This is a genomic window from Streptomyces sp. NPDC046716 (assembly GCF_040645755.1).
Classification (GTDB): Bacteria; Actinomycetota; Actinomycetes; order Streptomycetales; family Streptomycetaceae; genus Streptomyces.
The window spans coordinates 25844-45848 of sequence record NZ_JBEYYU010000064.1 but is presented as its reverse complement, the minus strand read 5'-3'; the positions used below and the strand labels follow the sequence as shown (position 1 = coordinate 45848).

Genomic DNA, 20005 nt, shown 5'->3' with positions numbered 1-20005 from the left:
AACGCCCGGTTACATTCCGAACCCGGAAGCTAAGCCTTACAGCGCCGATGGTACTGCAGGGGGGACCCTGTGGGAGAGTAGGACGCCGCCGAACTATTTTTGAGAAAACCCCCGTGCCATCGGCACGGGGGTTTTCTGCGTTTACGGGGGCCCCTCGCGTCCGCCGGGCAGGGCTGAGGGTAAAGTCAGGGGGCATCGTTGGCTTAATTACCCAGGAGGCCCCCGGGTGGAGGTCCAAGAGACCCGTGTCCAGACAGACCGGGTCCTCACCATCCCGAACATCCTCAGCATGGCGCGGCTCGTCGGCGTACCCCTGTTCCTGTGGCTGATCCTCAGGCCGGAGTTCGGCGGGCCGAAGAGTGATGGATGGGCACTGCTCGTGCTCGCGCTGAGTGGTGTCAGCGACTATCTCGACGGGAAGCTCGCGCGCCGCTGGAATCAGATCAGCAGCCTCGGCCGGCTGCTCGACCCCGCCGCCGACCGGCTCTACATTCTGTCCACCTTGGTCGGCTTGACCTGGCGCGACATTCTCCCCATTTGGTTGACGGCTGCACTGCTTGCGCGAGAACTGCTCCTACTGGTGATGGTGGGGATCCTCAGGCGCCACGGCTATCCGCCGCCCCAGGTGAACTTCCTGGGCAAGGCGGCCACCTTCAACCTGATGTATGCGTTCCCGCTCTTGCTGCTCAGTGACGGAAGCGGCTGGATCCATGAACTCGCTGCTATTTTCGGATGGGCGTTCGCTGGATGGGGTACAACGCTGTATTGGTGGGCAGGGATCCTCTACGTGGTCCAGGTCCGCCGCGTCGTCAAAGCGGACTCCACGGCCGATTGAGCTCGCCATCCAGCGCCGGGTGAGGCCAGGTCGCTCCCGCTGTTCATCCTGGTGAGCGATACTTGACGAGCGCAGTCGGTTAGACCGTCGTCTCTTCAAGGAGGACGCTTCCGACATGAAGGCCGTCGTGATGGCCGGAGGCGAAGGCACACGCCTTCGCCCCATGACCTCGAGTATGCCCAAGCCGCTCCTGCCCGTGGCCAATCGGCCGATCATGGAGCATGTGCTCAGGTTGCTCAAGCGGCATGGGCTCAGCGAAACCGTAGTCACCGTTCAGTTCCTGGCCTCGCTGGTCAAGAACTACTTCGGGGACGGCGAAGAGCTCGGTATGGAGCTCACCTATGCCAACGAGGAGAAGCCACTCGGCACCGCCGGCAGCGTGAAGAACGCGGAGGAGGCGCTGAAGGACGACGCCTTTCTCGTGATCTCCGGTGACGCTCTGACTGATTTCGACCTCACCGAGCTCATCAATTTCCACAAGGAAAAGGGTGCGCTCGTCACCGTATGCCTGACGCGTGTGCCCAACCCTCTGGAATTCGGCATCACCATTGTCGACGAAGAGGGGAAGGTGGAACGGTTCCTCGAGAAGCCGACCTGGGGTCAGGTCTTCTCGGACACCGTGAACACGGGTATTTATGTCATGGAGCCCGAGGTATTCGACTACGTCGAAGCCGATGTGCCCGTCGACTGGTCCGGCGATGTCTTCCCGCAGCTGATGAAGGAGGGCAAGCCGGTCTACGGGTACGTGGCCGAGGGGTACTGGGAGGACGTCGGTACCCACGAGAGCTATGTGAAGGCCCAGGCCGATGTGCTCGAGGGGAAGGTCGACGTCGAGCTCGACGGGTTCGAGATCTCGCCGGGGGTGTGGGTCGCCGAGGGCGCCGAGGTGCATCCGGACGCCGTGCTGCGCGGGCCGCTGTACATCGGTGACTACGCCAAGGTCGAAGCCGATGTCGAGATTCGTGAACACACCGTCGTGGGCTCCAACGTCGTCGTGAAGAGCGGCGCCTTTCTGCACAAGGCCGTCGTTCACGACAACGTCTACATCGGGCAGCACAGCAATCTGCGCGGCTGTGTCGTCGGGAAGAACACCGACATCATGCGTGCCTCCCGGATCGAGGACGGCGCCGTCATCGGCGACGAATGCCTCGTCGGTGAGGAATCGATCATCCAGGGCAATGTGCGGGTCTACCCGTTCAAGACGATCGAGGCCGGCGCCTTCGTCAATACGTCGGTGATCTGGGAGTCCCGCGGGCAGGCCCATCTGTTCGGGGCCCGTGGTGTCTCCGGAATCCTCAATGTCGAGATCACTCCGGAGCTGGCCGTGCGGCTCGCGGGGGCGTACGCCACGACCCTGAAGAAGGGGTCCACCGTCACGACCGCCCGTGACCACTCCCGTGGCGCGCGGGCGCTGAAGCGGGCCGTCATCTCCGCCCTGCAGGCCAGCGCCATCGACGTTCGGGACCTGGAGAACGTGCCGCTGCCCGTGGCCCGGCAGCAGACCGCGCGGGGCAGTGCCGGCGGGATCATGATCCGTACGACGCCCGGGGTACCGGACTCCGTCGACATCATGTTCTTCGACGAGCGCGGTGCCGACCTCTCGCAGGGCAGCCAGCGCAAGCTGGACCGCGTGTACGCCCGCCAGGAGTACCGTCGCGCGTTCCCGGGAGAGATCGGGGATCTGCACTTCCCCTCGAGCGTCTTCGACTCGTACACCGGGTCGCTTCTCAGGAACGTCGACACCAAGGGGATCGCCGACGCGGGCCTCAAGGTCGTCGTCGACGCCTCCAACGGCAGTGCCGGGCTCGTGCTGCCCAGCCTCCTGGGGCGGCTCGGGGTCGACTCGCTGACCATCAACCCGGGGCTCGACGAGTCGCGGCCCACGGAGACCGCCGACGCACGACGGTCCGGGCTCGTCCGGCTCGGGGAGATCGTCGCCTCGGCGCGGGCCGCCTTCGGTGTCCGGTTCGACCCGGTCGGTGAGCGGCTCTCGCTCGTCGACGAGAAGGGCCGGATCGTCGAGGACGACCGGGCGCTGCTTGTGATGCTCGACCTCGTGGCCGCCGATCGCCGCAGTGGGCGGGTCGCGCTGCCCGTCACCACCACCCGGATCGCGGAGCAGGTCGCCGCGTACCACGGGACGCAGGTCGAATGGACGACGACGTCGCCCGACGACCTCACGCGTGTGGGGCGCGACGACGGGACCATCTTCGGCGGTGACGGGCGCGGCGGATTCATCGTGCCCGAGTTCAGCAGTGTGTTCGACGGGACCGCCGCGTTCGTCCGGCTCATCGGTCTTGTCGCGCGGACCCAGCTGACCTTGAGCCAGATCGACGCGCGGATCCCGCGGGCGCACGTGCTCAAGCGGGACCTGGCGACACCGTGGGCCGTCAAGGGACTCGTCATGCGGCGGGTCGTCGAAGAGGCCGGTGACCGGTTCGTGGACACCACCGACGGGGTACGGGTCGTCGAGGCCGACGGACGCTGGGTCATGGTGCTGCCCGACCCGGCCGAGGCCGTCACCCACCTGTGGGCCGAGGGCCCCGACGACGCCTCCGCTCAAGCGCTCCTCGACGAGTGGACGGCCGTCGTGGACAGCGCCGGCCGCTGAGCCCGCGTCGGGCCGGTCACCGTCCGGTGGGGCGGTGGCCGGTTCGTCCGTGGGGCCATTCGGAGGTAGCGGGCACGTCGTGCGACGATGTGCGGCATGCCGCAGCAGCACCGCGTTCGGAGCAGCCCCGAGCGCCCCACGCGCCCCGATGCGTCCATGTCGCTGCTGACGAACGTGATGGACCACAGCCTGGACGACGGGTACGCGGAATCCGCGGCCCGCAAGCGGGCCCAGGGGCAGAGCGGGCTGCCGAAGACACTGCGGGCGAAGCTGGGGCTCGCCGCCGGCCTGGTGCTGGCCGCGCTGGTCGTCACCGTCGGGGCCGCGCAGGCCCGGATCGCGGCGCCGGTCGTGGCCAAGGAGCGCGAAGAGCTGATCGACCGGATCGACCAGGAGAGCGAGACCGCCGACAGGCTGGAGGGCCAGGTCGACTCGCTCCGCACCGACGTGGGGAACAAACAGCGCGAGGCGCTGAAGAAACACGGCGGTGAGCAGGGCGAGTTGGTCGGGATGCTGTCGGGGGCCGTCGCCGTGCACGGGCCGGGCGTCAAGCTGGTCGTCGACGATGCCAAATCCGCTCAGAGCGGCACCGGAGGGCCTCGCGAGAGCGCGGACTTCTCCGACACCGGGCGGGTGCGGGACCGGGACATGCAGCGCGTCGTCAACGGCCTGTGGGAGTCCGGGGCCGAGGCCGTGAGCATCAACGGGCAGCGGCTCACCGCCCTGTCCGCCATCAGGGCCGCCGGTGACGCGATACTGGTCGACAACAAGCCGCTGGTGCCGCCGTACACGGTGCTCGCGGTGGGGGACGGGCAGCGGCTGAGCACCCGGTTCCAGAACAGCTCCGACGGGTTGTACCTGCACGCCCTGACGGAGAACTTCGGGATCCGGAACAGCATTTCGACGCTGGACGACGTCAAGATCCCCGCCGCGCCGAGCGTGATCGTACGTACAGCACAGCCGAGAGCAGAGCAGAAGGGCACATCGTGATCGCCGTACTGGGCCTCGTCGTGGGAGTCGTGGTCGGGTTGTTCATCCGTCCCGAGGTTCCGGCGGTGGTGGAGCCTTACCTTCCGATCGCCGTCGTCGCGGCGCTCGACGCGGTGTTCGGCGGGCTGCGCGCCATGCTGGACGGGATCTTCGACGACAAGGTGTTCGTCGTGTCGTTCCTGTCGAACGTGGTCGTGGCCGCGCTGATCGTCTTCCTGGGCGACAAGTTGGGCGTGGGCGCGCAGCTGTCGACCGGTGTCGTGGTGGTCCTCGGCATCCGGATCTTCTCCAACGCCGCCGCCATCCGGCGGCACGTGTTCCGGGCGTGAGGCCGATGAACCCCGACGAGGCTCCCCAGAACCCCGAGTCCCGTGAGAATCGGGAGGGCGCCGAGCCCTCGTACCGGCTGCGCAAGGAGCTGCCGGCGGAGGTCAGGGCGGCCGCGCCCGAGGAGGTCCTGCCGGAGCCGGTGGGCGAGCCGCAGCTGACCGGGCGTCAGCGTCTGGTGAAGGGACTGTGGCCGCCGCGCGTGTCACGCGCTCAACTGATCGTGGCCGTGCTGTTGTTCGTACTGGGCCTCGGACTCGCCATCCAGGTGCGGTCCAACAGCGACAACAGCGCGCTGCGCGGTGCGCGTCAGGAAGATCTCGTGCGCATCCTCGATGAACTCGATGACCGGACTCAGCGTCTGGAAGATGAGAAGCAAGGTCTCGAGGACCAGCGCACCGAGCTGGAGAACAGTTCGGACCAGGCCGAGGAGGCCCGCAAGCAGACCGTCGAGAAGGAACGTCAACTCGGCATTCTGGCGGGAACCGTCGCGGCGCAGGGTCCGGGGATCACGATGACCGTCAGGGACACGAAGGGGGCCGTCGAGGCGGACATGCTGCTCGACGCGATCCAGGAGCTGCGGGCCGCGGGCGCCGAGGCGATCCAGGTGAACGGGGTGCGTGTCGTGGCGAACACATACCTGACGGACGGAACCGGAGGGAAGGGGGTCAGCGTCGATGGACACAAGATCAATCAGCCGTACACCTTCAAGGTCATCGGCAAGCCGCAGGACCTCGAACCGGCCCTCAACATCCCCGGAGGTGTGGTGCAGACGCTGGAGAAGGAGCAGGCCACCGTGGACGTGAGCCGTTCGGAGAAGATCGTCGTGGACGCCTTGCGAGCAGCGCGACAGCCTGATTACGCTCGGTCGTCCTCCCAGTGAGGCGTATGTGCATGGGGGATGTAGTGCGAGGGCATGAGGTTGCGGGGGGTCGGCGCACCGTAGGCGGGGTGCGTGGTGGAAACTGTTTGGCGGATACGGACGTTGTGAGGATGTCCGTGTTCGTGATGTACGCCGATGTGTGCAGTCAGGGTTCGTCCTGCCCCACGGGCGGGTCTGTTTCGGTCAAGGGGAATCGCCCGTGAAGTTGTTTGCGAAGTTGTTCGGCAAGAGCGCACGTGAAGATGGTCGTCACCGTGCGTCGCGCCAGGGAGACGTGCCGGAGACGCAGGTGGGCGAGCGCCCGCTGTTCCGGGACCAGGTCGGCGGTGACAATTCGGGCGGACAGGGCGCGTCGTCTGTTGACCCTGCCGGTTCCGGCCGCATAGGTTTCGGGGAACCGTCAACCTCAAGTTCGGGTGGAGGGTTTGGCCCTGGCCCGTACGCGTCCCAAGCCCCCGCGGGGCAGCCGCGGCAGGAGGATCCGTCCATGTCGGCTCTGGTGTGTCAGAGGTGTGGGAACCGGAACGGCGAGAACAGCCGGTTCTGTTCCAACTGCGGTGCGCCGCTGCGGGGCGGGGTGGCGGCCGAGGGGCCGTCGGAGACCACCTCCACGATCTCCATCTCCGGTCTCGAGTCCTACGACCCCGAGGCCACCGGTCAGACGCAGCTTCCGACGCTGTCGCCCGAGGCGCAGGCCGCGGTCGACGCGCTGCCGCTGGGCTCGGCGCTCCTGGTGGTGCGACGCGGTCCGAACTCGGGCAGCCGCTTCCTCCTCGACGGCGAGCTGACCACGGCGGGCCGGCATCCGCAGAGCGACATCTTCCTGGACGACGTGACCGTGTCGCGCCGCCACGTGGAGTTCCGTCGCCTCCAGGACGGCTCGTTCACCGTCGCCGACGTCGGCAGCCTCAACGGCACGTACGTGAACCGTGAGCGCATCGACTCGGTGACGCTGAACAACGGCGACGAGGTGCAGATCGGCAAGTACCGGCTGGTCTTCTACGCGGCGACCCAGCGAGGTATCTGACCCACCAGCGAACCGTCAGGAAGGTCCATGCTTCACACACCGAGGGGCGGTGCCGGCAGCGGCACCGCCACCGTGGACAGTCGGCTGATGAGCATCGGCACCGTACTGAACGTGCTGCGCGACGAGTTTCCCGAAGTCACGATCTCCAAGATTCGGTTCCTGGAGTCGGAGGGGCTCATCGAGCCGCAGCGGACGCCCTCGGGCTACCGCAAGTTCAGCCCGGAAGACGTCGAGCGACTCGCCCACGTCCTGCGGATGCAGCGGGACCACTACCTGCCGCTGAAGGTCATCAAGGAGCAGCTCGACGCCCTGGAGCGGGGCGAGTCCCTGCCCGTGCCCGCGCCGGGGCGGCCCGGCGACGCCGTCGCGGAGGAGAGCGGAGACGCTCCGACCGCCGCCCGCGTCGGCCGGGACGAGCTGCTCGCCGCCGCCGGGACCGACGAGGCGGAGCTCGACGAGTGGGAGTCGTACGGGCTCATCGCCCAACTGCCCGACGGCGGGTACGACGCCTCGGCGGTACTGGTCGCCGAGCTGATCGGCGAGCTCGGCCGGTTCGGGATCGGCCCGCGCCACCTGCGGGTCATGCGGGCCGCCGCGGACCGCGAGGCGGGCCTGGTGGACTCCGTCGTCGCACCGCTGAAGGTGCACCGCAACCCGCAGACCAGGACGCTCGCGCAGGCGCGCGCCAAGGAGCTCGCGGGGCTCACGGTGAAGCTGCACGCGGCACTTGTGCAGACCGCTCTCGGGGTGCGTCTTCCCTGATCGCAGGGGCGGGTGAGCGCCGTCGGCCCGGCATCCGGCGCATGCCCGACTACCCAAACCTGCCGGGCACGTCCTAGGGTTGCTGTGTGAACGAGCTCGACGTCGTAGGTGTCCGGGTCGAAATGCCCTCCAACCAGCCGATCGTGCTCCTGCGTGAAGTGGGAGGCGACCGCTACCTCCCCATCTGGATCGGACCGGGGGAGGCGACGGCCATCGCCTTCGCTCAGCAGGGCATGGCCCCCGCGCGTCCGCTGACGCACGACCTGTTCAAGGACGTGCTGGAGGCGGTCGGGCAGGAGCTCACGGAAGTACGCATCACGGACCTGCGGGAAGGCGTCTTCTACGCGGAGCTGGTGTTCGCGAGCGGCGTGGAGGTCAGCGCCCGCCCGTCGGACGCCATAGCCCTCGCCCTGCGCACCGGTACGCCGATCTTCGGCAGCGACGGGGTGCTGGACGACGCCGGGATCGCGATTCCGGACGAGCAGGAGGACGAGGTGGAGAAGTTCCGCGAGTTCCTCGATCAGATCTCGCCCGAAGATTTCGGGACGAACAGTCAGTGATCGGCAGATAGTGACCTGAGGGTCGTGAAGTGAGGCGGTCGCCTGGTGGCGGCCGCCTCGGCGCATTCGGCTAGCCTTTCCCCGCTGCGGGGTACGCGAAACCACTCTTAGGGTGATTATCACTCGGCGTGGCGAGTGTGGCGTTCGTTGACGCACCCCCAGTGACTGCTTACCGTCGACAGGGCAGGTCATAAGAGGAGGTCGGCGTGAGAAGCAGCGGCGACGGTACGGCTACGGGCGGTCCGTACACGTTTCACGGCAGCGCGGCCGATCACATTCCGCAGCGTCCGCAGGCGGTGTCTGTGGCGGCGGGAGCGGATGGCGACGCGACTTCCGAGGAGATCGGATACCGGGGACCGACCGCGTGTGCGGCGGCCGGCATCACCTATCGGCAGCTCGACTACTGGGCCAGGACCGGCCTGGTCGAGCCCAGTGTGCGGCCCGCGTACGGGTCGGGGACCCAGCGGCTCTACAGCTTCCGGGACGTCGTCGTCCTGAAGGTCGTGAAGCGGTTCCTCGACACGGGGGTCTCCCTGCAGAACATCCGGACCGCGGTGCAGCACCTGCGGGAGCGGGGTTTCCGGGACCTCGAGCGCATGACCCTCATGAGCGACGGCGCCACCGTGTACGAGTGCACGTCGCCGGACGAGGTCCACGACCTGCTCCAGGGCGGGCAGGGGATCTTCGGCATCGCGGTGGGGGTCGTCTGGCGGGACGTGGAGAGCGCGCTGTCGCAGCTGCACGGGGAGCGGGTGGACACCGGCGAGACCATCGTCAGGACGAATCCCGCGGACGAGCTCGCGAGGCGGCGCAACCGGGCCGTGTGACGGTGGTGCGGCCGCGTTGTCAGTGCCGTAGGGCAGCATCGGTGGTGTGAGAACCGCACCGACGATTCTGCATCTCGACATGGATGCCTTCTACGCCTCCGCGGAGCAGGCGGCGAAGCCCAGCCTGCGCGGGAAAGCCGTCGTCGTGGGCGGGCTCGGACCGCGCGGGGTCGTGGCCACCGCCTCGTACGAGGCGCGCAGGTTCGGGGTGCACTCCGCCATGCCGATGGGGCAGGCGCGGCGGCTCGCGCCGAACGCCGCGTACCTCGTGCCCCGGTTCCGGCTGTACCGGGAGATCAGCGAGCAGGTGATGGCCCTTCTGCGGGAGCTTTCGCCGCTCGTGGAGCCCTTGAGCCTGGACGAGGCGTTCGTCGATCTGGAGGCCGGTGAGACGGCCTGGGACGCGCGTTCCGCGGAAGCCGTGGGGCTGAAGTTGCGCGGTGACATCCGACGGGTGACCGGGCTCAGCGGATCCGTGGGGCTCGCCGTCTCCAAGATGCTCGCGAAGATCGCCTCCGAGGAGGCCAAGCCGGACGGGCTGCTGCTGATACCGCCGGGGACCGAGCGGGAGCTGCTCGGGCCGAAGTCCGTACGGATCCTGCCGGGCGTCGGGCCGGCCACCGGGGACCATCTGCGCCGGGCGGGGATCCACACCGTCGAGGAGATCGCCGAGGCGGGCGAGGACGAGCTCGTACGGATGCTGGGGAAGGCCCACGGAAGTCATCTGCACGCGATGGCGCTCGCGCGGGACGAGCGGCCGGTCGTCGCCGAGCGGGACTCCAAGTCCGTCTCCGTCGAGGACACGTACGACGTCGACATCCATGACCGGGTGCGGGTCCGCATGGAGGTGCAGCGGCTCGCCGACCGGTGCGTGGAGCGGCTGCGGGCCGCCGGGAGATCGGGGCGGACCGTGGTGCTGAAGGTGCGGCGGTACGACTTCTCGACCCTGACGCGGTCCGAGACGCTGCGCGGGCCGACCGATGATCCGGGGGTGGTCCGGGAGGCCGCCGCGCGGCTCCTCGAGGGCGTGGACACCACCGGCGGCGTGCGGCTGCTCGGAGTAGGTGTCAGCGGGCTCGCCGACTTCACGCAGGAGGACCTGTTCGCCCAGGCCGCCGCCGCTTCCGAGGAGGCGGCGGCAGCCGTGGTGGAGGAGGCCGAGGAGACGGTCGGTCCGGTCGAGGACGTGGTCGAGGAGCCTGCGGCGCGGCGATGGATGGCCGGGCACGATGTGCGGCACGCCGAGTTCGGGCGCGGGTGGGTGCAGGGGAGTGGGGTCGGGCGGGTCACCGTGCGGTTCGAGACGCCTTACTCCGTGGAGCCGGGGCGGGTGCGGACGTTCTCCGTCGACGACCCGTTGTTGGAGGCCGCTGATCCGTTGCCGCTCGTGGAGGTGGCTGCCGGGTGAGGGGGCGATCCGGGTACGCGTGGAGTGTGGCTGGTCGCGCAGTTCCCCGCGCCCCTGGCGGGGGTCAGGTCGGGTCGGTTTCCGTGCCTGCGATGTGGCCGAAGGACAGGTCCGGGTTCTCCGGGGCCGATACGTCGAGGCCGTAGTGGTGGTAGAGCTGCAGTTCCTGTTCGGGGGAGAGGTGGCGGCCCACGCCGAAGTCGGGGGCGTCCTTGATCAGGGAGCGTTCGAAGGGGACGCGCAGGGTGCCGTCGACCAGTTCGCTCGGCTCCAGGGGGACGAAGGCGTCCCGGCTGAACAGGCCGGTCCGTATGGCCGCCCACTCCGGAACGCCCGTGGCGTCGTCGAGGTAGACCTCGTCGATGGTGCCGATCTTCGTTCCGTTGCGGTCGAGCGCCTTGCGGCCGATCAGGTTGCGCGGATCGATGTCGGTCTGCACGGGCCCTCCAGCAGGTCGCAACTCGTCTGTAAGCACTACGAAAGAGCACATTGGGGAAGGCGGCCACTCGAGGGTGACGGCCAGGTCGCCGCTGGTAGGCTGGCGAATGGCTGCTGACCCCGTGCGGGAGAGTCCACCGACTGCCGTCGGAGGACGCCGAAGGAGCAAATCCTCCCCGGAATCTCTCAGGCCCCTGTACCGCACGGACGAGGTCACTCTGGAAAGCAGGGCGGGGTGCACGGTGCCCGCCCTCACCGACGGTGAAAGCCGGTGTGCCCCGTGATTCGGGCGGGCGGCCGGTGAAGCTCTCAGGTTGAGATGACAGAGGGGGAGGCCGTCCGGGCACCAGCGCCGTGGTGCCCCTCGCAGGTCGCAATGACCAGGAGGCCTCCGCCATGACCGCCCACCGCATTCCGCTCGCGCAGCTGGAACAGGGAATCCCCTTCGAACAGCGCCACATCGGTCCCGACGACGCCGCTCAGGCCAAGATGCTCGCGCAGGTCGGCTACGGCTCGCTCGACGAGCTGACGGCGGCCGCGGTGCCGGACGTGATCAAGAGCACCGAGGCGCTGGAGCTGCCCGCGGCCCGCACCGAGGCCGAGGTGCTCGAGGAGCTCCGCTCGCTCGCCGACCGCAATCAGGTGCTCGGCTCGATGATCGGGCTCGGCTACTACGGGACGTTCACGCCGCCCGTCATCCTGCGCAACGTCATGGAGAACCCCTCCTGGTACACGGCGTACACGCCCTACCAGCCGGAGATCTCGCAGGGCCGCCTGGAGGCGCTGCTCAACTTCCAGACCATGGTCGCCGAGCTGACCGGGCTGCCGACCTCCGGCGCCTCGCTGCTCGACGAGGGCACGGCCGCCGCCGAGGCCATGGCGCTGTCACGGCGCATCGGCAAGGTCAAGAACGGCGTGTACGTCATCGACGCCGACGCGCTGCCGCAGACCGTCGCCGTGATCCGGACCCGGGCCGAGCCGACCGGCGTCGAGATCGTCGTCGCCGACCTGAGCGACGGCATCCCCGCCGAGGTCGCCGAGCGCGGGGTCGTCGGTGTGCTGGTGCAGTACCCCGGTGCCTCCGGCGCGGTGCGCGACATCAAGCCCGTCATCGACCAGGCGCACGAGCTGGGCGCCATCGTCACCGTCGCCGCCGACCTGCTCGCTCTGACGCTGCTGACCTCGCCCGGTGAGCTGGGCGCGGACATCGCCGTCGGCACCACGCAGCGGTTCGGTGTGCCGATGGGCTTCGGCGGGCCGCACGCCGGTTACATGGCGGTCCGCGAGAAGTTCGCGCGCTCGCTGCCGGGCCGTCTCGTGGGCGTCTCCGTCGACGCCGACGGCAACAAGGCGTACCGCCTCGCCCTCCAGACGCGCGAGCAGCACATCCGCCGCGAGAAGGCGACCAGCAACATCTGCACCGCACAGGTGCTGCTCGCCGTCATGGCCGGCATGTACGCCGTCTACCACGGGCCCGACGGGCTGAAGTCCATCGCACGGCGCACCCACCGCTACGCCACCCTGCTGGCCGCAGGACTCACGGCGGGCGGTGTCGAGGTCGTGCACCAGGCGTACTTCGACACCGTGACCGTACGGGTGCCGGGCCGGGCCGCCGCCGTGGTGAGCGCCGCGCGGGAGAACGGGGTGAACCTGCGGCTCGTCGACGCCGACCGGGTCTCGGTCGCCTGCGACGAGACCACCACCCGCGCCCAGCTCGGCATCGTCTGGGAGGCCTTCGGCGTCGCGGGCGCCGACATCCAGGCGCTGGACGCCGCGACCGAGGACGCGCTGCCGGACGCGCGGCTGCGCGGCGACGCCTACCTGACCCACCCCGTCTTCCACCAGTACCGCTCCGAGACCGCGATGCTGCGCTACCTGCGCCGGCTCGCCGACCGCGACTACGCGCTGGACCGCGGCATGATCCCGCTCGGCTCCTGCACGATGAAGCTCAACGCGACGACGGAGATGGAGCCGGTCACCTGGCCCGAGTTCGGACAGCTGCACCCCTTCGCGCCGGCCGAGCAGGCGCAGGGCTACCTCACGCTCATCCGTGAGCTGGAGGAGCGGCTCGCCGAGGTCACCGGCTACGACAACGTCTCGCTCCAGCCGAACGCCGGGTCGCAGGGCGAGCTCGCCGGGCTGCTCGCCGTCCGCGGCTACCACCGGGCCAACGGGGACGACCAGCGGACCGTCTGCCTCATTCCGTCCTCGGCGCACGGCACCAACGCGGCGAGCGCGGTCATGGCCGGCATGAAGGTCGTCGTCGTGAAGACCGCCGACGACGGCGAGATCGACGTCGAGGACCTGCGCGCCAAGATCGAGCAGTACGCCGATCAGCTGGCCGTGCTCATGATCACGTACCCGTCTACTCACGGTGTGTTCGAGGAGCACGTCGCGGACATCTGCGCCGCCGTGCACGACGCCGGCGGTCAGGTGTACGTCGACGGTGCCAACCTCAACGCCCTGGTGGGGCTGGCCAAGCCGGGCCACTTCGGTGGCGACGTCTCGCACCTGAACCTGCACAAGACGTTCTGCATCCCGCACGGCGGCGGTGGTCCGGGTGTCGGTCCCGTCGGTGTGCGCGCGCACCTGGCGCCGTACCTGCCGAACCACCCGCTGCAGCCGAGCGCCGGTCCCGAGACGGGGGTCGGGCCGATCTCCGCCGCGCCGTGGGGCTCCGCCGGAATCCTGCCGATCTCCTGGGCGTACGTCCGGCTCATGGGCGGCGAGGGGCTGAAGCGGGCCACGCAGGTGGCCGTGCTCTCGGCCAACTACATCGCCAAGCGGCTCGAACCGCACTTCCCGGTGCTGTACACCGGGCCCGGCGGGCTCGTCGCGCACGAGTGCATCATCGATCTGCGGCCGCTCAGCAAGGCGACCGGGGTCAGCGTCGACGACATCGCCAAGCGGCTGATCGACTACGGGTTCCACGCGCCGACCATGTCGTTCCCGGTCACCGGGACGCTGATGATCGAGCCGACCGAGAGCGAGGACCTCATCGAGCTCGACCGGTTCTGCGACGCGATGATCGCGATCCGGGGTGAGATCGAGCGGGTCGCCTCCGGCGAGTGGTCCGGTGATGACAATCCCCTGCGGAATGCTCCGCACACGGCCGGGATGCTCGGCGGGGAGTGGGAGCACGCGTACAGCCGTGACGAGGCGGTCTTCCCTGCCGGGGTGGTTGCCGCTGACAAGTACTGGCCGCCGGTGCGGCGCATCGACCAGGCGTTCGGTGACCGGAACCTCGTGTGTTCCTGCCCGCCCATGGACGCCTACGAGGGGTGAGCCGACGGGGGTGCGCGGCCAGCCGTTGTCGGTGGCTGGTCGCGCCGTTCCCCGCGCCCCTTTCGGGGCGCTAGGCCGCTGTCACCACCGCGCCCAGTGGGCGGTGCGGGGCGATGATGGTGCCGTTGGGCAGCAGTTCGCCGGTGTCCTCGAAGAGCAGGACTCCGTTGCACAGGAGGCTCCAGCCCTGCTCCGGGTGGTGGGCCACTGGGAGCGCGGCCTCGCGGTCCGCGGAGTCTGCTGTCGGGCACGGTGGCTGGTGCTGGCACATGGATGGGATCTTTCGCTGCGTAGTGATGTCGATGACGCTGGCGTCGCTGTCCGTGCTGCGGCGTGAAGGCTTGTTCATGGCCGCACCCCCGTTGTCAGTCGGTCGGAACCCAGTGTTGCCCTGTGGGCGTCAATCCGCAGGGATTTCGTAGCAGCGGTCCTCACAGGTTGGAGACGCGTCACCCGTGCGGACGGTTCAGCTCAACGGCACTGTCCCTTCGGGTGGTTCGGGGTGGCCGGATGGGGCTAGTCCGGTCGGGGCGCTCGTGTGCGGACAGGGCTGTGCCCCGCGGCCGGACGGCGGGCGGCGCGGGGCACAGGTCTCCGGGCGGGTCGAGCGGTACGGTGTCCGGCCGCGTCAGGCGAGCAGGGTCGTGGCGCGCGCGGGCGTCAGCCGGTGGGTGAGGACCGGCAGCAACTCGGCGACGCGGTGCGGGCGGTGGGCCGCGATGCCGGGCGGGGCCGGCGCGAGCGGGACCAGGATGTCGTCGGCCGCCGGATGACCGGTCGCCGCGTCGGCGGTGTGGTCCCCGTGCAGCCACAGCGTGAGCATGTACAGCTCGGGCACCGACAGCAGCCGGGGCTGGTAGTGCTGGGGCAGGGCCTCCGCCTGGCGCAGCGCGCGCTCGGTGGACGTGACGTAGGGGCCCTCGAAGAAGTGCGAGAAGGCCCAGCCGTCGGGGGTGAGCATCGTGTCGGCGGCGGCCACGGCCCGCTCCCCACAGCGGATCAGGAAGCGCCAGCCGGTGAGACGGGCGCGCGAGGGGCCCGTGGTCTCGGTGATGTGGTCCAGGACATGGACGGGTAGCGGGAGTTCGGGGCTCGCGGGCCCTTGGGCGGCACGCAGTGACGGGGTCCGCGCCTCACGGACGGCGGTGGGGGAACCGAGAGCCGTGAGGACGGTGCGCAGGGCGGGCGCGGGGGCCGGAGGGACATGCAGCGGCATGGTGGGTCGCCTCTCATTCGACAGGCACGTGGTGCTGGGGGCGGTGCGGGAGAGCGGACGGCGCTGTCTGCTGCTGGGGGCACGTGAGTACACAGAAGGTGCGTGGCGGGCCAGAGAGGGCGGGGGCATCGGCCACGGGCGCCCACACTCTGTCTCGTTCGCGGAGTTTATACGACGTATGTTCACTCGGTGTTTCGGCTACCAGACCCCGTGGCAACGGCAAGGGCTTAATCAGCCTGAGTTTCGGCCCTATTTTGCGGACTTTTATCGCGGTTTCCGCGAGGGGCCCGACCGTGACCTCGGTGTCTTTAGGTCAAGCGGTCGGCCGGTTCTCGTCGGCGTTTTTCACCAGATCTCGGGCCGGTGAATCTGCGCGGGGCCGCATGCCTAAGGAATGTGCCTCGGGGTAACAGCGTGGAGCGTACTGCCCCGCGGGCCCGAGCGGGGCGTTATCGATCACATTGCCTGGGCATCATCCACCGTGACAAACGGCCGGGTGGGCGGGCTGCCCGAGCGAGGAGGGACGCTTCCATGGGGGAGAAGGTCGTTGCGGGCGCGGTCGACATGGCAGACCGACGGCGCTACCGGGACAAGCACAGGGAGTGTCTCGAGGGACTCCAGAGGCTGCTGGACGAGAAGCGGTTCGACCGTCCCAAGAATCTCATGGGTCTGGAGATCGAGCTGAATCTCGCCGGGCCCGACGGTATGCCGAGAATGATGAATGCAGAAGTACTGGAGAGGATTGCGAGCCGCGATTTCCAGACGGAACTCGCGATGTTCAATCTCGAAGTTAATATCGCGCCGCACCGCCTCGGCGGGCGGGTGCTCGACCAGCTGGCGGAAGAGCTGCGGACCGGTCTCGGCTATGCGCACCGCAAAGCCAACGAGGTCGCGGCGGGAATCGTGATGATCGGTATTCTGCCGACGCTGAGCGCGGACGATCTCGTCTCCGCGAATCTGTCGGACGTCGATCGCTACACCCTGCTCAACGACCAGATCGTGGCCGCGCGCGGCGAGGAGTTCTCCCTCGACATCGACGGCGTCGAGCGGCTGAGCTGCACCTCCGCGTCGATCGCACCGGAGGCGGCGTGCACCTCGGTGCAGCTGCACCTCCAGGTCACACCGGGACGTTTCGCCGCGGTGTGGAACGCGGCGCAGGCGGTCGCCGCCGTACAGATTGCACTCGGTGCCAATTCGCCGTTCCTGTTCGGGCGGGAGCTGTGGCGGGAGTCGCGGCCGCCGTTGTTCCAGCAGTCGACGGACACCCGGCCGCCGGAACTCGTCGCCCAAGGAGTACGGCCGCGCACCTGGTTCGGGGAGCGCTGGATCGATTCCGCGTACGACCTCTTCGAGGAGAATCTGCGGTACTTCCCGCCACTGCTGCCGCTGCTCGACGACGAACGGCCGCTGGAGGTCATCGAGAAGGGCGGCACACCTAGTCTCGCCGAACTCGTGCTGCACAACGGCACCGTGTACCGGTGGAACCGGCCCGTGTACGGGGTCGCCGACGGGGTGCCGCATCTGCGGGTGGAGAACCGGGTGCTGCCGGCCGGGCCCACCGTCACCGACGTGATCGCCAACGCGGCCTTCTACTACGGCGTCGTACGGGCGCTCGCCGAGGACGCGCGGCCCGTGTGGTCGCGGCTCTCCTTCGACGCGGCGTCGCGGAACTTCGACGCCGCGTGCCGGTACGGGATCGAGGCGCGGCTGCAGTGGCCGCGCCGGGGCCGGTTCGGCGGCATGGAGGAGGTGCCGGCCGTGACGCTCGTACGGGAGGAACTGCTGCCGCTCGCGGCCGCCGGGCTCGACGCGTGGGGCGTCGAACCCGCCGACCGGGACTTCTATCTGGGGGTCATCGAGGAGCGCTGCGCCCGGCGGACGAACGGGGCGCAGTGGCAGGCCGCGACCTACCACCGGGCCCTGGAGAGCGGCCTCGCACGGGACGCGGCGCTCGCGGCGACCACCCGCCGGTACGCCGAGCTGATGCACCTCGGCGAGCCGGTCCACACCTGGCCCGTCGGGCTGCCGGAGCCCGCGGTGCCGCTGCGCTGATCGGCCGGTCGCCGATCAGTTGGTTCTCGCGCCCGCCTCCATGATGGCCTTGAGGATGACCTGCTGGATGTCGGCGGGGTCGCGGACCTGGTGGCCCGAGCCGCCGGTGGCCTCGGCGATCTGCTCGATCTCGTCCTTGTCGGTGTTCGGGCCGACGGCGATCGCGATGAGCGGCACGGGCCGCTCGGGGTCGGTCAGCGACTGCAACTGCTGGACCAGGCTGCTGCGGGAGATCGAGCCGGGGTCCTCGTTCACGCCGTCGGTCACCACGACCACGGCGTTGAACTTGCCCTTCTTGTACGACGCCTTGGCGTCCTTGTAGGCGGCGAGCGTCGTGTCGTACAGGCCCGTCGCGCCGTCCGGCACCGGCTGGAGCGCGGCGAACGCGGCGGAGAGGCGCTCGCGCTGGGTGCCGGAGCTGCCGCGGTCGCCGAGGCGCGCGGTCGGGACGAGCTTCTTGTAGTCGCGATCGCCGTCCAGCTTGGTCGCGAACTCCCACAGGCCGATGTCGTCCTCGTCGGTGAAGGAGGTGGACAGGGCCGCCAGCATCGAGGCCTTGGTCACCTCCATCCGGGTCTCGGAGCGGCCCGGCGCCGGGTTCGCCATCGAGCCGGAGGCGTCGACGACCACGAGGACGCGGGCGCTCTGCACCGTGATCGTCCACATGCCGAGGGTCTGCTCCAGCTGCTCGTCCGTGGCCGGTTCCGAGGCGGCGTCGGCGTACGGCTGCGGGGCGCGGCCGCCGGCGCCCTCGGCGACCGACTTCACGACCGCGGAGTCCTCGTTGCGGAAGCCGTACTTGCTGAGGATGCGGTGGCCGGCGGTGGTGTTGAGCAGCGTCATGAAGCGGACCGCGGCGCGGCTCTCCTCCGTGCTGAGGGAGGACTCGTCGACCAGCGTGAAGGGGTAGTTCAGCTCGGGCGAGCCGTCCTTGGGATAGAAGAGGTCGAGGGCGCCCGATTCGCCCACCTCGGCGTTGTGCGCGAAGGCGGCCTGTTCGGAGAGGACCAGTGCCTCGTTGCGCTTCGGGTTGCCCCGCTCGGTGCCGGACTCGTCACGGGCGACCGTGTCCATCAGCTGCCCGTCGCTGTCGGACGTGCGCTGGGAGAGGACCTTCGCCATGGCGGCGGCCTGGGTGCCGTCGTCGCCGGACTTCGCCGAGGCCGCGGCGAGTTGGGTGAGCGTCAGCAGCCCCGTGGCGCTGCGGGCCGGATCGGCGGCGCCCAGCCGGAGCTTGTTCTCCTGGAGCGCGGCGCCCGCCAGCTCCGTCCAGCTGTACTTCTTCTCGGGGAAGCCGAAGGACTTGGCGGCCGAGGGGACCATGCCGACGCCGATCGGTGAGGTGGCGACCGTGCCGGTCGTGGACACGCTCGTCGCCTTGTCGTTCTGCTCGACCCGCTTGATCCACAGCTCCGCGTCCGGCACCCAGACCTGGAAGCCCGCGTCGCCCTTCCCGCTGCGCAGGGTGTCGGCGACCTTGTACGAGTCGTGGGCGGAGACCGCCACGTCGAGGCAGGCCCCGTCCGAGGTCAGCTTCTGGTCCCTCGCGTGGGTGGCGGCGGCGCGCAGCGCCGGGGCGATGTCGGGGGAGGCGGCCACGCTGAGATGGACCGTTTTTCCGCAGGAGTCGCCGAGACCGAGCAGGTCGCTGCGGAGCGCCACGGCCGTGCCTGCCGCGACGACGAGGACCAGGGCCGTCGCGATGGCCACCGTGCGGCCGCGCGATCGCGGTCGGCGGTCGGCCGTGGCCGTCCCGTATTCGTCGGGCATGCTGCTGTGACGTCCCATGACGTTGGAGCCCCTCCCTGAGCCGTGAAGGCAGTTGCGATATAAGCGGTGAAGCAAGAGAGGGGAGCGGTTCGCCGGACTGCGGCGCCCCGTCCCCCTCGGCCTGTCGCGCGCGATCTTCGTACCTGCATTCGAGACCCTAGCGGGGCGACGTGAGGGATGAGGCGGGAATACACAACTAAGGCAGGTGTGCAGGTGGAACCAGGGTCGGTGGCCGGATCTTTTCCCGGCGAGCGGCTTTCACGGCGATTTCTACGGGACGAGACGTTGCTCGTTCTGGGGCTTTCGCTCGGTGCGAGTGGCGTGTCCGCGCTGATCAGCTTTGTCGGATCGGTCACCAAACCGGGGGGTCTGAAGGATCAGGCGGCGACCCTCAACGCCTCGGCGGCGCCCGGGCGTCCGTGGCTGGATCTGGCGTGGCAGTTGTTCGGCATCGCCAGCGCGCTCGTGCCCGTCGCGCTCGTCGCGCACCTCCTGCTGCGGGAGGGCGGGAGCCTGCGCACGATCGGCTTCGACCGGACCCGGCCGTGGTTCGACTCGGCGCGCGGCGCCGCGATCGCCGCCGTGATCGGCAGCTGCGGTATCGCCTTCTATCTGGCGGCCCGGGGGCTCGGGTTCAACCTCACCGTGGTGCCCGAGGCGCTGCCCGACGTGTGGTGGAAGTTCCCCGTGCTGATCCTCTCGGCGGCGCAGAACGCCGTCCTCGAGGAGGTCATCGTCGTCGGGTATCTGCTGCGCAGGCTGGGGCAGTTGGGGTGGACCCCCGGCACGGCGCTCGTCGCGTCGTCCGTGCTGCGCGGCTCTTACCACCTGTACCAGGGCATCGGCGGGTTCTTCGGGAACCTCGCGATGGGCGTCGTCTTCGCCTTCCTGTACCGGCGGTGGGGACGCGTCGGGCCGCTGGTCGTCGCCCACACCCTGCTGGATGTCGGCGCGTTCGTGGGATACGCGCTGCTCGCGGGGAAGGTGGACTGGCTGCCTACCGCCTGAGTGCCC

17 protein-coding genes, 1 rRNA gene and 1 riboswitch are annotated in these 20005 nt (G+C 69.3%); of the genes, 14 read left to right on the top strand and 4 right to left on the bottom strand.

Going from position 1 to position 20005, the window contains the following annotated elements:
• The 11 genes from rrf to ABZ930_RS34070 all read left to right on the top strand — a co-directional run.
• Nucleotides 1-94 (top strand): 5S ribosomal RNA (gene rrf, locus ABZ930_RS34120); the annotation flags it as partial.
• Between the two features lie 132 nt (nucleotides 95-226).
• Nucleotides 227-835: a CDP-alcohol phosphatidyltransferase family protein gene (locus ABZ930_RS34115; protein ID WP_361556790.1), complete on the top strand. Its 609-nt coding sequence runs from the start codon at nucleotides 227-229 to the stop codon at nucleotides 833-835.
• A gap of 115 nt (nucleotides 836-950) precedes the next feature.
• Nucleotides 951-3446: a mannose-1-phosphate guanyltransferase gene (locus ABZ930_RS34110; protein ID WP_361556787.1), complete on the top strand. Its 2496-nt coding sequence runs from the start codon at nucleotides 951-953 to the stop codon at nucleotides 3444-3446.
• A gap of 87 nt (nucleotides 3447-3533) precedes the next feature.
• Nucleotides 3534-4436 (top strand): DUF881 domain-containing protein, encoded by a 903-nt coding sequence (locus tag ABZ930_RS34105; RefSeq protein WP_361556784.1) that lies wholly within the window; start codon nucleotides 3534-3536, stop codon nucleotides 4434-4436.
• Nucleotides 4433-4765 carry a small basic family protein gene (locus ABZ930_RS34100; RefSeq protein ID WP_111663691.1) on the top strand — a complete coding sequence of 111 codons (333 nt, stop codon included), beginning with the start codon at nucleotides 4433-4435 and terminating at the stop codon, nucleotides 4763-4765. The genes ABZ930_RS34105 and ABZ930_RS34100 overlap by 4 nt, the downstream gene beginning before the upstream one ends.
• Before the next feature lie 5 nt (nucleotides 4766-4770).
• Nucleotides 4771-5646 carry a DUF881 domain-containing protein gene (locus ABZ930_RS34095; protein WP_361556780.1) on the top strand — a complete coding sequence of 292 codons (876 nt, stop codon included), beginning with the start codon at nucleotides 4771-4773 and terminating at the stop codon, nucleotides 5644-5646.
• A gap of 82 nt (nucleotides 5647-5728) precedes the next feature.
• A complete protein-coding gene (locus ABZ930_RS34090; protein ID WP_361556801.1) occupies nucleotides 5729-6673 on the top strand; it encodes an FHA domain-containing protein in 945 nt (314 codons plus the stop codon).
• 27 nt (nucleotides 6674-6700) lie between these two features.
• Complete coding sequence (locus ABZ930_RS34085) at nucleotides 6701-7435, top strand: MerR family transcriptional regulator (RefSeq protein WP_361556777.1); 735 nt, start codon at nucleotides 6701-6703, stop codon at nucleotides 7433-7435.
• Nucleotides 7436-7521: 86 nt separating this feature from the next.
• On the top strand, nucleotides 7522-7995 hold the full coding sequence (locus tag ABZ930_RS34080) for a bifunctional nuclease family protein (RefSeq protein ID WP_005475662.1): 474 nt from the start codon (nucleotides 7522-7524) through the stop codon (nucleotides 7993-7995).
• Nucleotides 7996-8201: 206 nt separating this feature from the next.
• Nucleotides 8202-8822, top strand: a complete 621-nt coding sequence (locus tag ABZ930_RS34075) for a MerR family transcriptional regulator (protein ID WP_361556774.1) — start codon at nucleotides 8202-8204, stop codon at nucleotides 8820-8822.
• 46 nt (nucleotides 8823-8868) lie between these two features.
• Nucleotides 8869-10230, top strand: coding sequence for a DNA polymerase IV (locus ABZ930_RS34070; protein WP_361556771.1), 1362 nt, complete (start codon nucleotides 8869-8871; stop codon nucleotides 10228-10230).
• 64 nt (nucleotides 10231-10294) lie between these two features.
• Here the strand turns inward: ABZ930_RS34070 and ABZ930_RS34065 are convergent, their stop codons facing one another.
• Nucleotides 10295-10669 carry a PRC-barrel domain-containing protein gene (locus ABZ930_RS34065; protein ID WP_361556768.1) on the bottom strand — a complete coding sequence of 125 codons (375 nt, stop codon included), beginning with the start codon at nucleotides 10667-10669 and terminating at the stop codon, nucleotides 10295-10297.
• A 114-nt stretch (nucleotides 10670-10783) separates the two neighbouring features.
• Nucleotides 10784-10880, top strand: a riboswitch (glycine riboswitch).
• Between the two features lie 184 nt (nucleotides 10881-11064).
• On the opposite strand from ABZ930_RS34065, the gene gcvP reads away from it, so the two are divergent.
• Nucleotides 11065-13953, top strand: a complete 2889-nt coding sequence (gene gcvP / locus ABZ930_RS34060) for an aminomethyl-transferring glycine dehydrogenase (RefSeq protein WP_361556765.1) — start codon at nucleotides 11065-11067, stop codon at nucleotides 13951-13953.
• Between the two features lie 70 nt (nucleotides 13954-14023).
• Here gcvP and ABZ930_RS34055 read toward each other — a convergent pair whose 3' ends face one another.
• Together ABZ930_RS34055 and ABZ930_RS34050 are read right to left on the bottom strand one after the other, a co-directional pair.
• Entirely contained in the window at nucleotides 14024-14224 is a 201-nt protein-coding gene (locus ABZ930_RS34055; protein ID WP_361556798.1) for a DUF5999 family protein, read from the bottom strand.
• 357 nt (nucleotides 14225-14581) lie between these two features.
• Nucleotides 14582-15169, bottom strand: a complete 588-nt coding sequence (locus tag ABZ930_RS34050) for a hypothetical protein (protein WP_361556762.1) — start codon at nucleotides 15167-15169, stop codon at nucleotides 14582-14584.
• Between the two features lie 531 nt (nucleotides 15170-15700).
• On the opposite strand from ABZ930_RS34050, the gene ABZ930_RS34045 reads away from it, so the two are divergent.
• Nucleotides 15701-17221, top strand: a complete 1521-nt coding sequence (locus ABZ930_RS34045) for a glutamate-cysteine ligase family protein (protein WP_361556759.1) — start codon at nucleotides 15701-15703, stop codon at nucleotides 17219-17221.
• A gap of 15 nt (nucleotides 17222-17236) precedes the next feature.
• On the opposite strand, the gene ABZ930_RS34040 is transcribed toward ABZ930_RS34045, so the two are convergent.
• On the bottom strand, nucleotides 17237-19009 hold the full coding sequence (locus ABZ930_RS34040; RefSeq protein ID WP_361556756.1) for a substrate-binding and VWA domain-containing protein: 1773 nt from the start codon (nucleotides 19007-19009) through the stop codon (nucleotides 17237-17239).
• 189 nt (nucleotides 19010-19198) lie between these two features.
• Here ABZ930_RS34040 and ABZ930_RS34035 point away from each other — a divergent pair, with 189 nt between their 5' ends.
• Complete coding sequence (locus ABZ930_RS34035) at nucleotides 19199-19999, top strand: type II CAAX endopeptidase family protein (RefSeq protein ID WP_361556753.1); 801 nt, start codon at nucleotides 19199-19201, stop codon at nucleotides 19997-19999.
• Nucleotides 20000-20005: the final 6 nt, after the last annotated feature.